The organism is Spirosoma horti, assembly GCF_054776595.1.
The window spans coordinates 250,065-265,183 of the sequence record NZ_BAAHBQ010000001.1 but is presented as its reverse complement, the minus strand read 5'-3'; the positions used below and the strand labels follow the sequence as shown (position 1 = coordinate 265,183).

10 protein-coding genes are annotated in these 15,119 nt (G+C 51.1%); 6 read left to right on the top strand and 4 right to left on the bottom strand.

The window, feature by feature from the left end:
- Positions 1-32 precede the first annotated feature (32 nt).
- From ACYVAM_RS01210 to ACYVAM_RS01200, 3 genes are all read right to left on the bottom strand, one after another.
- Complete coding sequence (locus ACYVAM_RS01210) at positions 33-509, bottom strand: VOC family protein (RefSeq protein WP_461063099.1); 477 nt, start codon at positions 507-509, stop codon at positions 33-35.
- Between the two features lie 146 nt (positions 510-655).
- The gene (locus tag ACYVAM_RS01205) at positions 656-2,185 is read right to left on the bottom strand and encodes a hypothetical protein (protein WP_461063097.1); all 1,530 of its coding nucleotides are present in this window, start codon (positions 2,183-2,185) and stop codon (positions 656-658) included.
- Between the two features lie 292 nt (positions 2,186-2,477).
- On the bottom strand, positions 2,478-2,912 hold the full coding sequence (locus ACYVAM_RS01200) for a response regulator (protein ID WP_461063095.1): 435 nt from the start codon (positions 2,910-2,912) through the stop codon (positions 2,478-2,480).
- A gap of 331 nt (positions 2,913-3,243) precedes the next feature.
- Here ACYVAM_RS01200 and ACYVAM_RS01195 point away from each other — a divergent pair, with 331 nt between their 5' ends.
- The 3 genes from ACYVAM_RS01195 (at position 3,244) to ACYVAM_RS01185 (ending at position 7,008) form a co-directional block, all read left to right on the top strand.
- The gene (locus ACYVAM_RS01195; protein ID WP_461063093.1) at positions 3,244-3,948 is read left to right on the top strand and encodes a DUF421 domain-containing protein; all 705 of its coding nucleotides are present in this window, start codon (positions 3,244-3,246) and stop codon (positions 3,946-3,948) included.
- Between the two features lie 212 nt (positions 3,949-4,160).
- Entirely contained in the window at positions 4,161-5,963 is a 1,803-nt protein-coding gene (locus ACYVAM_RS01190; protein WP_461063091.1) for a thiamine pyrophosphate-dependent enzyme, read from the top strand.
- A gap of 112 nt (positions 5,964-6,075) precedes the next feature.
- Positions 6,076-7,008 carry a sterol desaturase family protein gene (locus ACYVAM_RS01185; protein ID WP_461063089.1) on the top strand — a complete coding sequence of 311 codons (933 nt, stop codon included), beginning with the start codon at positions 6,076-6,078 and terminating at the stop codon, positions 7,006-7,008.
- A 106-nt stretch (positions 7,009-7,114) separates the two neighbouring features.
- On the opposite strand, the gene treS is transcribed toward ACYVAM_RS01185, so the two are convergent.
- The gene (gene treS, locus ACYVAM_RS01180) at positions 7,115-10,435 is read right to left on the bottom strand and encodes a maltose alpha-D-glucosyltransferase (RefSeq protein ID WP_461063087.1); all 3,321 of its coding nucleotides are present in this window, start codon (positions 10,433-10,435) and stop codon (positions 7,115-7,117) included.
- Positions 10,436-10,757: 322 nt separating this feature from the next.
- Here treS and ACYVAM_RS01175 point away from each other — a divergent pair, with 322 nt between their 5' ends.
- From ACYVAM_RS01175 to ACYVAM_RS01165, 3 genes are read left to right on the top strand one after another with little or no spacing between them, the layout of a single operon-like run.
- Positions 10,758-12,962: a bifunctional alpha,alpha-trehalose-phosphate synthase (UDP-forming)/trehalose-phosphatase gene (locus ACYVAM_RS01175; protein WP_461063085.1), complete on the top strand. Its 2,205-nt coding sequence runs from the start codon at positions 10,758-10,760 to the stop codon at positions 12,960-12,962.
- A gap of 49 nt (positions 12,963-13,011) precedes the next feature.
- On the top strand, positions 13,012-13,689 hold the full coding sequence (locus tag ACYVAM_RS01170) for a response regulator transcription factor (protein WP_461063083.1): 678 nt from the start codon (positions 13,012-13,014) through the stop codon (positions 13,687-13,689).
- Positions 13,686-15,068, top strand: coding sequence for a sensor histidine kinase (locus tag ACYVAM_RS01165; RefSeq protein ID WP_461063081.1), 1,383 nt, complete (start codon positions 13,686-13,688; stop codon positions 15,066-15,068). Before ACYVAM_RS01170 ends, ACYVAM_RS01165 begins: the two co-directional genes overlap by 4 nt.
- The last annotated feature ends 51 nt before the right edge of the window (positions 15,069-15,119 follow it).

Below are 15,119 nucleotides of genomic sequence, written 5' to 3'. Positions count from 1 at the left end.
ACAAAACGGGTGGTATCGGTCCAGTAGTTGGCTCAGATCGGGTCCCTATGGGCTTCTTCCAGCGCGTGGATGTCAATCTTATTCATTTGCAGCATGGCCTGCATGACCCGTTGCGCTTTCTGAGGGTCTTTGTCGCCCATGAGCTGGCCTAAGGCAGCGGGAATGATTTGCCAGGAGACACCGAATTTATCCTTCAACCAGCCGCATCGCCCTTTCTCGCCACCGTCAGACAGCGCTTCCCAATATTTATCCACTTCGGCTTGATCCTCGCAATGAACGAATAAGGAGGTGCCGTCGGAAAAGGTAAAATGCGGGCCACCATTCAGGGCAATAAACTCCTGCCCGGCAAGCTGAAAGGATACCGATAGGGCTGTTCCGGCCGGAAAAGGGGCGCCTTCTCCATAGCGGCTGATTTTGGTGATTGACGAGTTTTTGAAAAGTGAGGTGTATAGCGTTGCGGCTTCCTCGGCCTGGCTATTGAACGTAAGGAACGTGGTAATTTTTTGCATCTTGTTTGGCGTTAGCAGAGCGGTAAAGATAGAATGAGCCTGCGCCAAAGGCAGTGGGTGAAAAGGACAAAAAAGGAGTCAGTTGCGACATAAGTCAGTGCCCGCTTACTGGCTCCGCACCGCCTGGTCTTATTCACTAGGTGGCTTCAGGATAGGTAGTCAGCAAAGGCTGAGAACAAGGGGTAAACCGTGTCGCCATTGACCAATCCACCCGGCCCGTGCGTCTGGTAATACGTAACCGAGGCAGCACCGGCTTTCGTCAGGGCGCTCAGGCTCCGACGCGTCCATTCGGCACCAAAATCCGTGGTTTGGCGCCGATCAGCGGGGGCGTTCAGGCGTTCAATAGCCGCTCCGGCTAGAGTCGTGTAGCGCGGAAGCAGCGTAACGGGCGAAATATGAATCGACTTATCTCCACTGAATAACCGGGCCGAAAACACCGTCTCTGGCTGTCCGGCTATGTTTTCGGTCATCGTCAGGTCATCATACGCATGAACCTGCGGATTAATTGAATAAAACACAAAATCGACCAGACTAAAATCAAGGCGATGCCGGTTCAGTTCGGCGAAATTATCGTCGGTTCCACCACCTATCAACATGTTAGGCCCCTCTGCCCGCAATACCGGAACCACCGTTTGTAGAAGTTGATCGGACGTCGTTAACGTAGCTTCGTCGACGATCAGTATGGTGCGAACAGATACGGCGCGCCTTTTCAGGAAACCCAAGAGTTGATTAAGCTCCGTCGATGGGTCGTTGCCAAAAAAAACGGCCAGCTCAAGCGGAACGGTAAGTTGCTGTGCATCGGCTACGGCATTCGTCAGGCGTGTCTGCCAGTCGGGAAGGCTAAAGAACACATCGGCCCGCAGGTGCGATAGCGGTAAACGCCGAAGTAGAGCTGCTTCGGCAGGTGTCAAGGGCGGGCCACCCGCCCATTGCCCCAGGCCAATACGCATCTGATTTGAATGTGGTGCCGCAATAGACTGATCTGGATTGGCTGTGATTAAAGCGCTCGGCTGGGCCAATAAAGCCTGCGCTGAGGGCCTGAAAACCACGTGCTGATGAACCTCGTCTCCGGTCTGAACCGTTACCGGAAACGGTTGAGTAAGTGGAGTCGAGTAGGTTTTGAAGGAGGCATCCGTCCAGTTTCGCTGGTCCTCCGTTTCAAATACATCGCCCGAAAAATCAAGTTGCCAGACAACACCGGAAGCGGGTTGCCAGCGCATCGTTCGAAGGTTCAGAAACGGCTGGTGCGGACTGATTGTCGTTGGGAAATGAGCATTGGTTACGGTTCCGTCGGGAGCGGTCAGCTCAGCGGGCTGGCCTAAAACGCCCTCAATGGGATGCAACACACAGAGACCAATCCGGTTTCGCTGAAAAGAAGTAAGGGCTTTTCCATAAAAACTGACCCTGATTACCCCCTGATTATCACCCCGCATGTCGACATGCCCCGCCATCCGGATAGTCGGGTCGTTCGTTTGCCAATCATACTGAATGCGAAAGGCGTCGATCTGCTTCTCAATCACTTCATTCGTAATGGTCAGCGTGGCTGTGAGCCAGTTATGATCCCGAATGGCAAAATAGATCATACGGATAATTTCTGCATCGCCCTGATTCAGGTAGCGTAAAAATCCGTTTTCGTACTGAGCGCTGACAGGGCCTGCTTGTAGTAATTGGGGCATAAGTACGTATAAGCGTTTTATAGTTTATAGGCTACGATGGATGAAAAACTAGAACAACGAGCCATCCTAACCGCAACTAAAACAATTTTCGACGCAAAAACTCCTCATGCTTACCGGATTGGTACTTATATAGAGACTCGCCTGGGTGCCGCAACCTGAGAACGCGCAAAACTCAACCAACTGGTCCTTTCGACAACCAGAAGGCACCAGCACCCAGCCCCGCCCATGGCTACGGCAGGATTGGATGCGCTGGTGCTCGGCAAGGATGCAAAGAACTACCCTCGTTTACGGGTTAATCTTCGTTCGTAAAACGGTTGGGATGCAGGCATTTTGACCAATAATCAATGATCGCCTGAAGTTGCGTGCGTATTTCGCTGATGCTTTCCCTTTTTTCAAAAAAACCCTGAATCGTCAGGTCATACGCTTCTTCAACCATATGCTTATAAACAGGATGGGTAAAGAAGATGAACGGAATGGCTCGTTTCCTCAACTGCGCATCTTTTTCAATCTGTCGGCGTAATTCTAACCCATCCATCTGTGCTAGATTAACTTCGGAGATAATCAGAAAAGGCCGCTGTTCGGTTGTTTTCAGATAATCGACTGCCAGCTGGCCACTGGTAAAAAACAAAATAGGACTTAAAGGGGCAATTTCTTCTAAAATAGGCTTGAGAATAAGCTGGTCGTCTTCATCATCATCGATAAAGATGATCGGGCCATTTACTTCCATGGGATTAAGATTGGTGGTTGTATGAGTTTGTATACGAACACAACCAAAATTGATATTGAACAAGTTATTTAAGTTTATCCAACGGCCTGAATTTAGCGGCATAGCGTATTTGCCTACACACTGTTGACTCCGTTTCGGCGGCAAATTCCGTCTTAGTCATACCCGAAGTCTATTGACTGCGAAGTTTCGTGGGTCCATTTCACGGACAAAAATGCTATAAACTATTCCTTTATCAACAGGTTAGTTTAGGAAAGAAGCCACTCGGCGAGGTATACATATATGGAAACCCTACCGACGATTGGTTAACCAATTCTTACTCCCGGATCGGTCCATGAGCCCTTATAAACTTTCAGATTGGCAACGAATTCTGTTCGGAGAATTGCCCCCTCTGTTTTTGCTGGAAGTTTTAGGCCGATCAGTGGTTATGTTTTGCGTTATTTTTCTGGCGTTGCGGGCTACCGGGAAGCGTACGGTTCGGCAACTGTCAGTTATTGAATTAGTCCTGATCATTGGTCTTGGATCGGCTGCCGGCGACCCCATGTTCTATGATGATGTTGGTTTGTTGCCTGCATTGGCCGTTTTTCTGATGATTATTATAAGCTATCGGCTTTTAGCGAAGCTGGCATCCAAGTCGGTCAAGCTATCCGATTGGGTGGAGGGCAAAGCGGTCCTGATTATTGATGAAGGCGTATTTGCCATTGCTGAGTTTGCCAAAGAAGATTTGGGACAGGACGAGTTTTTTATGGAGCTTCGTTCGGCCGGGGTGGAGCATTTGGGGCAACTGCGAAGGGCGTACGCAGAAAGTAGCGGAAACATCAGCCTCTATTATTACGAAGATGCCGATGTTAAGGCGGGCTTGCCTATTCTGCCTGAGTTATTCGCCAAACGATCCGCACAAATTGAGCAGGCAGGGGAGTATAGTTGTAGCTTTTGCGGTCATGTCCAGCACTTGCCTTCTTCTGCGTTGACCCATGTTTGCCCACGTTGCCAACGGAAGGAATGGGTTAGGGCGTTGCACACCCGGCGAGTAACCTGATTAGATTGCCGGGTGTGCAACGCCCTTGGCTCACTTGTCGATTTTGAGCGCTGGGTACTGGTGATCAGCCAGTTAGGGACCTTGTTCAGGCGCATACACTCATAATTCCCAATAAACTATTGCCCCGGAACCAACAATATGGCTCAGCTGGAGATTATACCCTGTAGCAGGTCGTTTACGTACTGAACCAGATAGAAACGCCTGTTTGACTTATGGCAAAAACAGGAGGAGATCTTTTAATTGAACGGTTGATCGAATGGGGCGTCGACACCATTTTTGGGTTGCCCGGTGATGGGATAAACGGTCTTTTCGAGTCGTTGCGAACCCATCAGGATCAGATTCGCTTTGTACAGGTTCGCCACGAAGAAGCGGCTGCGTTCATGGCAGCGGGATATGCAAAATTTACGGGTAAACTGGGGGTTTGCATGGCCACCTCCGGCTGTGGCGGGCTCCACTTGTTGAATGGACTCTACGATGCTAAATACGATGGACAGCCGGTACTGGCTATTACGGGCCATACGTACCACGACATTAGCGGCTCCATGTACCAACAGGATGCCGATCTGACAAAAGTATTTCTGGACCTGGCGCCTTATAATGAACGTATTATGGGCCCCGACCACGTCGTCAACGCGGTCGATCAGGCGATCCGTACGGCCCTTGGCCAGCGTACGGTATCGCATATATCCTTTCCAAAAGATTTCCAGGATTGGACCGTTGGCGACGACACGCGGACGATGCCCAATGTGAAGGGTCATACGGATGTATTACGCGTAAGTACCGATATTTCGCCCGCAATCGATCAGCTAAAACGGGCTGCCGATCTGATCAATGCCGGTAGTAAAGTTGTCGTTTTTGCGGGCCGTGGTGCCCTTCATGCCCGCGAGGAGGTCATTCAACTGGCAGAGGCCGTGGGCGGTCCCATTATCAAAGCGCTGTTAGGCAAAGCGGTGGTTCCCGACGATAATCCGTACACGACCGGAGGACTGGGCCTATTGGGCACTGCCCCCTCGCAGGATGCCATGGAGGAGTGTGATACGCTTCTGATGATCGGCACCCACTTTCCATACCTGGAATATTACCCGAAACCCGGACAGGCAAAAACCATACAAATCGACCTCGATCCCACGCATATTGGGTTACGGACACCGGTCGACGTAGGCTTGATCGGCGACACGAGAACCGTTCTTCAGGCGCTTTTGCCCCTCATTAACCGCAAGGAAGATCGTAGTTTTCTGGAGAAAGCTCAGGAGCGAATGACCTTCTGGCGCGAACTCATGACGGAGCGGGGGACGCAGACAAACATACCCATGAAACCACAGGTGGTGCCCCATATCATCAGTCCGCTGCTGAACGATGATGCTATCATCACCTGCGACTGCGGCAATAATACGACCTGGGCCGCCCGACACATTCAAATGCGGGGCACCATGCAGTTTTCGACGTCGGGCTTACTGGCCACAATGGGATCGGGTTTGCCCTATGCCATCGCGGCTTCCGTAGCGTATCCGGGTCGGCAGGTGGTTGCGCTCGTAGGCGATGGCGGCTTCACGATGCTGATGGGCGAAATGGCGACGGCGGTCAAGTATAAGCTGCCCATCAAAGTGTTTATCTTTCATAATAATTCGTACGGACAGATAAAGTGGGAGCAGATCGTGCTGGAAGGGAATCCTGAGTTTGGAGTTGATATTCAGTCCATTGACTTCGCTGCCTATGCGCAGGCTTGCGGGGCCACCGGATTTACCCTCGATGATCCCAAAAATGCGGACGACGTCATTCGCCGGGCATTGGCGCATGACGGCCCTGTCATTGTGGATGCGATTGTGGATCAGAATGAACCACCCATGCCCGGAAAAATCTCAACCGCTCAGGCCATCGAGTTGACAAAGGCACTGGTTCGGGGCGAACGCGATAGTGGCGACATTATCAAAAACATCATTGGTAATCAGGTTCGCGAGGCTGTGGCGACTGGTGGCCGGAGTTTGCTAACTGTTTTACCGGGTTTTGGTAAATAAAAAATTAGCATCTTTAACAAGCTCTAATAACTTTCTAAGGTTTAGTTAAGCTTTTTATAAGCTGGAAATTGGTCTTTTGGTTTACTCAATGACCAACTACATGTTCACGACCATGCTCGATTCTTTATTCGGCGCCCCCACTATTCCGATTGATCAAATCTGGACGGTTGAACAGGGGGCCCCCAATTTAATCCTGTGGGCAGTTCCTGCCATGATTGTGCTTACCGCAGTCGAAATGATCATTACCTACATTCAGGAAAAACCTTACTACGACAAATGGGAAACCGTTGGCTCTGTACTGGTTGGGTTGGGGTCGCTGGTCGTTGGAGCGGGCGTAAAGCTGGGCTTGCTCTACGGGGTGGTGTGGGTCTATAATCTGTTGCCCTGGCGAATGGAGCTACAGTGGTGGACGCTGATTCCGTGTTACCTGATCTTCGATTTTTTCAGCTATTGGGCGCACCGGGTGTCACACGGGCAGCGGTTCTGGTGGGCAACGCATGTGGTTCATCACTCCGGAGAGCATTATAATCTAAGTGTTTCCTTTCGGCTAAGCTGGATCCAGAATCTGAAGATCATCTTTTTTGTACCCGTTGCGTTGATGGGTTTTCACCCCATCGTGTTCTTTACGGTTAGTCAGCTTGCAGTACTTTTTCAATTTTGGGTGCATACCGAGTACATCAAAAAAATGCCTCGCTGGGTTGAATTTATTTTTGCGACGCCCTCCAATCACCGCGTCCATCATGGTTCGCAGGAGAAGTACATCGATAAAAACTTCGGGGCAACATTCATTTTTTGGGATCGGCTTTTCGATACGTACCAGCCTGAAGAAGAACGCCCCATTTATGGAATCACGACCAATATTGACCAGAAGGCGAATCCATTTCACATCAATTTTCACGAGCTGTCCGACATTGTTCGCGATGTAAGGCAGGCCAAAGGATTACGGCGTAAATGGTTTTATGCCTTCGGTAGCCCAATAAAAGTAGCCCAGCAAAAGCAACGAATGGCTGAGCTCCGTGTCGAAGAGACAGAATCCGTTTCCTGATCGGTGACGAAAATGGCGTAATAAAAGCGTGGTTTTGTCATTCCGACGTTAGTCGGAATGACAAAACCACGCTTCATTTTATCTTCTCAATTATCCGTAATTCTCTTTACTTATTGATAATCGACTTGATCGCTTCCAGAGGGACAAGTGCCCAGTTGGGCCGGTGAGTCAACTCATGCGATAAACTGGAAATGGCCTTTTCGAGCAGGTATGTCTCGATCATCATTCGTTGTTCGGCGGGATCGGCCGGAACAAAAGAACTTCCCTGAACCGTCTCCAGATAGGCTTTAATGAAGAATCCCCGCATGTAGTGTACCCAAAAAGTAGCGTAGGGCAGCAGCTTCATGGTTGTGTCGCCCTCCGGCACCTGGTTGTTGTTCAGAAAACCTTCATACGTCACGTAATAAAAGGAATGGATCATGCTGGCTACATCCCGCAGGGGCGACCGTTTCAGCCGTCGTTCGCTATAACTGCGGGCTGGATCGCCACCGAAATCCTGAATGGCGATGTCCTTACCGGTAACCATGATCTTTTCCAGTTTCAGATCACCGTGAATGCGAATTTTAGCCGTATCCAGCTTTTTGGTGTAAATCCGCCGGAGCGTCGACAACAATTTTTCCTTTTGTCCCAGCAACTGCTCCACCTCCAGTCTGACCTCGTCGGGAAGGGACTTAGCCGTACTTTTCTGGACTTGAAAGCTTTCCCGAACCAGCGCCTGCATGCCCGAGAACAAAGACCGCTGGTAGTGTAGTGAAAAGTCTTCCGGGGCAAAATCTTTTATCGATTTGCTGGATGCCAGCGCCTGGTGCATCTGCCCAATCCGAATACCCAGCAGCCTGGCCTGTTCAGCAGCCCGTTGCCCCAGGAGTTCCCGCGTTTCAAACGGAAGGTCGTCGAAGGCGATGGGTTGCGTTAAGGTGCCACGGGGTGCACTCAGGGCAATATCCAGCTGCTCTTTGTCCCGCGCCAGAATCCGCTCGATGAAATTGTTGATCCGCTCCAGCACATACCCTTTTCCGTCGCCATGGTTATCGGCCATTTCCTGCATGGTTCCAAGCATGATGGCGTTGTCGGTCGTGGCGATTTCAACAGAGCCGGAGAAGGCGGGCACAAACTTGAACTGGGCCGTTTCCGACAGAAAACGAATCATTTCGGTATCGGGGTTGACCAGGACGTCCAGCTTGCGGTATAGCTTCAGGACAAACCTGTAATCGTAGCTGATCGACGCATAGCCGGGACCATTCGGAACCAGTTTTGATTTGATTTCGGGGTGTTCCTCTACATAGCTGGTCAGCGCCGGTGTGCTCTGAAACTGAAGCCCGGCGCCTTTGCCCGAACGTTGCTGAATCATGTGCTGAAGGAAAGCCTGCTGTACCTCCGTCATGTAAAGTCCGTCGCATAAAAGGCCCGTCTCATCACCGACTTCCAGATTCGCCATAACGGACTCCGGGCAGCCTTCGCTGAGTTTGGTTGCGGCCGTATCTTTGGCGAACCCAACGACCAACTGGTATAATTCGGGTAAACCCCGCTCGTAGGTGACCTCAATCAGCAACACGTGTGCAGACCCGTCAGGTAAGGCGAGTGGCGCATGGTCGGTGATCGAAATCTCATGAAGCATCTGGCTTTTGCCGTTGAACCAGTCTGTTTTGGGTAAATAATCCGGCAGAACGACCGTTTCCAGCTGTTGCCGGGTGCGGCTGTTCAGCAACTCATCCCAGCTTTTGGCCCGGACCGAAGGCAGCGTGGCCGAGTCAATGGCGTCGACCCGTTGTTTCTCCAGGGCAAACCATTGGTAATCGTGGGGAGCCAGGGTGAAAAAATAGGACTCGGTTTCGGCAACGGGCGGGAACGCATTTTTACTGAATACTTCAATCGGCACATACCCTTTAAATCCTTTGAGTTCTATTTCGGCAGGTTGTGCGTACTTGGATAAGTTGATGACGATCAGCAGCGTTTCGTCTTCATACGAACGGGTGAAGGCCAGCACCTTCGGGTTCTCAACGGTCAAAAAGACCAGATCGCCCCGCCCGAACGCCTTATACATTTTTCGCAGGTTAATCATCCGCTTCATGAACCAGAACAGCGAAGACGTATTGCGTCGCTGGGTTTCTACATTCACGGATTCATAATGGTACTCCGGGTCAAGAACGGTTGGCAGATAGAGCTTTTGTGGATTGGTGCTCGAAAACCCCGCATTCCGATCCGGTGACCATTGCATGGGGGTTCGTACGCCGTCCCGGTCGCCCAGGTACACGTTGTCGCCCATTCCGATTTCATCGCCATAATAAATGACGGGTGTGCCGGGCAGCGAAAACAGCAGGCTATTGAGCAGTTCTACTTTCTTGCGATTGTTGCCCATGAGCGGAGCCAGACGGTGCCGAATACCGAGGTTGATCTTCGCTTTGGGATCTTTCGCATAGGTTTTATACATGTAATCCCGTTCCTCGTCGGTTACCATTTCGAGGGTTAGCTCATCGTGGTTTCTGAGGAAAATAGCCCACTGGCAGTTGTCTGGAATAGCGGGCGTCTGGTCAAAAATATCGGTTATCGGGTAGCGGTCTTCCATCTGGAGGGCCATGAACATCCGGGGCATTACCGGAAAATGGTAGTTCATGTGGCACTCGTCGCCGTCGCCAAAGTAGGAAGCCGAATCTTCGGGCCACATATTGGCTTCGGCCAGAAAGACGACCCCCGGAAAATGATCGTCGATGTGCTTACGCAGTTTTTTCAGGAAGGCATGCGTTTCGGGGAGGTTTTCGCCGTTGGTGCCTTCGCGTTCGAACAGATACGGAACGGCATCCAGCCGAAACCCATCCACGCCCAGTTCGCACCAGTAGTCGATCATCTTGAACACTTCGCTTTGCACCAGCGGGCTGTCGTAGTTCAGGTCGGGCTGGTGATAAAAGAAACGGTGCCAGTAATACTGCTGGGCCTCGGGATCCCAGGTCCAGTTGGAGGCTTCAAAATCCTGGAAGATAATCCGGACATCTTTGAACTGGGTCGGATCATCGGTCCAGACGTAATAATCCCGTTCGGGTGATCCCTTGGGGGCTCGTCGGGCGCGTTGAAACCAGGGGTGCTGATCGGAGGAGTGGTTAATGACCAGCTCGGTAATGACTTTCAGGTTGCGCTGGTGAGCCTCTTCCAGAAAAAGCTTAAACTGCTCAATTGTCCCATACGATGGGTTGATGGTATAATAATCGGCAATGTCATACCCATCGTCGCGCAGGGGCGAGGGGTAGAAAGGCAACAGCCAGATCGCCGTAACGCCTAATTCCTGTAAGTAATCCAGCTTTCCGAGCAGGCCCTGAAAATCACCGATTCCATCACTATTGCCATCGCTGAAAGCTTTAATGTGTAATTCATAAATGATGGCGTCTTTGTACCAACGGAGATTTTCATCTAATGCTGCGTTATTTTTTTCCATACGTGTTGAGAATTAAGTAACAGGTTGAGTAAAGTGACAATACCAGCGTAAGCCCAGCCTGTTTAGGTGAAACATTACGCAATACGGAAGGTTTAGATAAAATGTAGAGTAACTCTGGTGATGGACAGGAGTTGGCAACTGGCAGGCTTCGACTAAAGGCCACCCTAAAAAATGGCTGATGTAGTCAATCGACCTACGATCAGGATCATTCTTACTCCGTGGTACGTATTCTAAGCAGTTTCTAATATCTGCTTAAGCCAGCTCTAATTTCATATCACTTCATTTGTTGTCTTATACTGGGCGCTCAGTAAGCGCAAACCGCATGAACACATTTAACCGATTGCTTATCGTTTCGTACCGATTACCCTTCACCTTTCAACAGACAGATGACGAGGTTGTATTGGTCCAGAATTCGGGTGGGCTGGTGTCGGCCGTGCTGTCGATGGCTGAGCGAATGGGCCAGAAACAGGATGGTATTGCCACAAAAATCCATTGGGTTGGTCATGCCGATGCATCTCTTCAGCACATCGAGTCGTCGGCATTTGAAAATGAAACCTTCGTGGCGCACCCCGTTTTTATGGATGAAGCCGTTCACAAAGGTTTTTATGAGGGGTTCAGTAATGATCTGATCTGGCCATTATTTCATTATTTCACGTCGTTTGCTTCATTCCGGGAGACGGATTTCGATAGCTATCAGCAGGCCAATACCCGTTTTCTGGAAGAACTGACGGCCCTCATCGAACCCGGTGATCTGGTCTGGATCCATGATTTTCAGTTGATGCTCTTACCCGATATGGTTCGGAAAGCGATACCAACGGCCACCATCGGTTATTTCTTTCATATTCCCTTTCCGACCTACGAAATCATTAAACTGCTGCCCCGCACCTGGCGGCATGCCTTATTGAATGGCATTCTGGGTGCCGACGTCATCGGTTTTCATACGGCCGATTATGTCCAGCATTTTATGCAGAGTGTATCCGATGTGCTGTCGTTGCCCATCATCGGCCCCCGCATCGTGTTGCCCGACCACTCGGTGGTGGTGAAAGACTTTCCCATTAGTGTCGACTTTACCAAGTTCAACAGCAGCGGGCAGGATGCGGCCGTGATCGCAATGAAAGCCCAATACCAGGATTTACTACAGCAGGACAAGATCATTTTTTCCGTCGATCGGCTCGATTATACGAAGGGAATCACCTATCGACTGCAAGGATATGAGCGGTTTCTGAACCAGAATCCCGATTGGCACGATAAGGTTACGTTTGTGATGACCGTTGTTCCGTCGAGAGACCAGATCGGGCATTATCAGGAGATCAAGCGGGAGATTGAAGAAACCGTTGGGCGTATCAATGGCCTCTTCGGTACCATCGGCTGGCGGCCCATCGTATACTCCTACGCATCGCTCTCGTTTACCGAGTTAATGGCTTTATACACCGCCTGCGATATCGCCCTGATTACGCCCATTCGGGATGGCATGAACCTGGTTTGCAAGGAGTTCGTGGCTAGTCGGCAGGATCAGCGGGGTGTCTTGATTCTGAGTGAACTGGCGGGCGCTGCCCAGGAACTGCCTGACGCGCTGATCATTAATCCGACCGATACGCAGGAAGTGGCCGATGCCATCAAACAGGGGCTGGAAATGTCGCCCGAGGAGCAGGAGCAGCGCATGGTCCGGATGCGGATGCATTTGCAAAACCACAATGTTTTCCGGTGGAGCAATGATTTTCTGCGGGCGTTCGACAACGTGTTGGGCAATCAAACGGATCTGGAAACCGACTTGCCCATTCAGCCGTTTATTTCCGCCTTTGGTGAGGCTCGCCAACGACTGCTGTTGTTCGATTTTGACGGAACGCTGGCACCACTCGTCAATGACCCGGCGGATGCCCGCCCGTCGGATGCGCTGAAAGAGGCTTTTCTGACCATTGCCGAAAGCAGTGACCTGGTCGTTATCAGTGGGCGTAACCGGGCCTTTCTGGAGAAGACCTTTGCCGGTATCCCGCTGTATCTGGTGGCCGAGCACGGGGCTTTTTTGAAAAGACCGAATCAGGACTGGGAACGGCTCGATTTGTCGGACAGCGACTGGGTCGATTCCGTTCGGGCCCTGATGAACGAAGCCGTCGAGCGATTCCCCGGCTCGTTTGTCGAAGAAAAAGAAACCGCAATCGCCTGGCATTACCGGATGGCCGACGCCGACGATGTGGAAGGGCAGGCGGTTGAACTGGCTACACAGCTTCGCGGGACCGCTTTTTCCATTCCCCTGACCGTTATCCAGGGCAGTAAAGTCGTCGAGGTGAAACCAGCGCAACACAGCAAAGGAACCGTAGCGCTCAAAATTGTTGAGCAGGCTTCTTACGATTTCATCGTCAGCGTTGGCGACGACACCACCGATGAGGACATGTTCCGGCAATTACCCAACTGGGCCTATACCGTAAAAGTGGGTTCGGGCATGTCGTTTGCCCGGTACCGGCTAGCCCGTCAGCAGGACGTCGAAACACTCCTGCAACGCATGAATGATGTGCTGGTGAACGCCTGATGGCACCTACTATTCTCTGCTACTTTAGGGTTATTTAATTTGGTGAGCTATGAAACTTTTAGTCGTTGAAGACGAGCCGAAAACGCTTCAGGCGATCCAGCAGGGGCTGGAGGAAAGCCAGTTCGAGGTCGATATTGCGTATGATGGGCTACTGGCTAAACGGCTGGCCTTGAAGAATAACTATGCGGGGATCATTACCGACCTTATATTGCCGGGCCTCAATGGCTACGAACTTTGTCGGCAGCTTCGGGCCGAGGGCATTTCGACGCCGATTCTGATGCTGACGGCACTGGGCGAGACGGAGGATAAAATTTCGGGATTCGACGCGGGCGCCGACCAATACCTCACCAAACCCTTTCACTTTGCTGAGCTCCTGGCGCGGGTGCGCGCGTTGACCAAGCGGGGCACGCAGGTGACCATGACGGCCCAGTATTTACGGTATGGAGGCATCGAGATGAATCTGGATGCGAAAATGGTTACCCGCGATGGGCAACCCATCGACCTGACTGCCCGTGAGTTTGCTCTGCTCGAGTTCCTGATGCGCAATCAGGGACGCGTCCTGTCGAAACCCGCTATTGCCGAGCAGGTGTGGGATCTGAACTTCGATACGGGGACCAACGTCGTCGAGGTTTATATCAATTACCTGCGCAAAAAAATCGATAAAAATTTTGCAAAGAAACTGATTCATACCCACTTTGGTATGGGTTATATGTTACAGGAAGAATGACCATTCGCAACCGCCTGGCGTTACGGTTTACGGGGCTGGTGTCCAGCATTCTGCTGCTGGCGTTTGTGAGTATCTATGCGTTCTGCTGGTATTTTATTTCGTCGGACTTTTACCGGCGGCTCAACCGGAAAGCCCACACAACGGGCGAAATGCTGATTCATCATCGGCTGGATGCCCAACTGCTCAAACAACTCATCCGAATCCGGAAAGATCAGCTCCCGAATCAAAAGATCATGGTCTTCGATAGTCGGGATTCGGTTATTTTTTCCACCACCGAGCGCGGCTCGCTGCCCATTTCCAAATCCGTTCTAGCGGCTATCCGCCAAAACCAGCGAAAAGATTTTCCGCAGGCTGAAAACTATGTATCGGGGGCGCAGTTCAGGGCGGCCAGCGGCCAGTTTATTGTTATTGCCAGTGCCGAGAACGTATATGGAGATGAGTTTTTAAAGCGACTCATTTGGGCCTTCACGGCGCTCTTCTGCCTGATCGTTGGCATTACAGCGTTTTCAGGCTGGTTTTTCGCCGGTGATGCCCTGCGACCGATGCAGCAGATCGATCAGATTGTCAGCGATATATTTCCCAATAACCGGGATGAACGACTGATCGTGAAAAAGGACGATGATGAGATCAGCCGATTATCGGCGACGATCAACCGGTTGCTGGACCGGGTTGGGGATTCATTCAGGTCTCAGCGACTGTTTGTCGCCAATGTGTCGCACGAATTGAAGAATCCGCTTACCCAGATAAGTTCGCAGCTGGAAGTCAGCCTGTTAAACCAGCGAGAGCCCGAAGCGTATCAGCAAACGATTCGATCTGTGCTCGATGATGTGCGGAATCTGGCGGCATTAACCCACGAGTTGTTGCAACTGTCTCAAGTGAATCAGGAAGATTCAGGCGGATTACTGAATGAGGTTGTGCGGATGGACGAAGTCGTCTGGGACGTTCGGGATGAGGTGACGGCTATGAATCCACGCTACCAGGTAACAATTGCCTTTGGTGATTTACCCGAAGATCCGGAGCAACTGGCCGTGCAGGGTAGCAAAATGTTGTTGACGACAGCGCTCAAAAACCTGATCGAAAACGCCTGTAAATTCTCCGATAACGGACATGCTTTAGTTCAGGTCAGCTTTGGGGACAGTACCCTGACAATCCATGTTCAGAATACGGGTCCAGCCATTCCGGCAAATGAGCTACCTTTTCTGTTTGAGCCCTTTTTTCGCAGCCGAAAAACCGCCGATCTGAGAGGGTACGGCATTGGTCTGTCGCTCGTTGAGCGAATCATTCGCCTGCACGCCGGACAGATAACAGTATCTTCTCAGGAAGGTAAACCAACGATATTCAGCCTGATATTACCCCTTCAGATCCAGACTTCTAAGTAAATTCTAAGGAGTTTATCAGCGGTTACTAAGCAGCCTATTGCAATTTTGAGT

Bases quoted from the DNA above. Each gene is read 5' to 3' on its own strand.
- ACYVAM_RS01210 (WP_461063099.1), bottom strand. From the start codon at position 509: ATGCAAAAAATTACCACGTTCCTTACGTTCAATAGCCAGGCCGAGGAA.
- ACYVAM_RS01205 (WP_461063097.1), bottom strand. From the start codon at position 2,185: ATGCCCCAATTACTACAAGCAGGCCCTGTCAGCGCTCAGTACGAAAAC.
- ACYVAM_RS01200 (WP_461063095.1), bottom strand. From the start codon at position 2,912: ATGGAAGTAAATGGCCCGATCATCTTTATCGATGATGATGAAGACGAC.
- ACYVAM_RS01195 (WP_461063093.1), top strand. From the start codon at position 3,244: ATGAGCCCTTATAAACTTTCAGATTGGCAACGAATTCTGTTCGGAGAA.
- ACYVAM_RS01190 (WP_461063091.1), top strand. From the start codon at position 4,161: ATGGCAAAAACAGGAGGAGATCTTTTAATTGAACGGTTGATCGAATGG.
- ACYVAM_RS01185 (WP_461063089.1), top strand. From the start codon at position 6,076: ATGCTCGATTCTTTATTCGGCGCCCCCACTATTCCGATTGATCAAATC.
- treS (WP_461063087.1), bottom strand. From the start codon at position 10,435: ATGGAAAAAAATAACGCAGCATTAGATGAAAATCTCCGTTGGTACAAA.
- ACYVAM_RS01175 (WP_461063085.1), top strand. From the start codon at position 10,758: ATGAACACATTTAACCGATTGCTTATCGTTTCGTACCGATTACCCTTC.
- ACYVAM_RS01170 (WP_461063083.1), top strand. From the start codon at position 13,012: ATGAAACTTTTAGTCGTTGAAGACGAGCCGAAAACGCTTCAGGCGATC.
- ACYVAM_RS01165 (WP_461063081.1), top strand. From the start codon at position 13,686: ATGACCATTCGCAACCGCCTGGCGTTACGGTTTACGGGGCTGGTGTCC.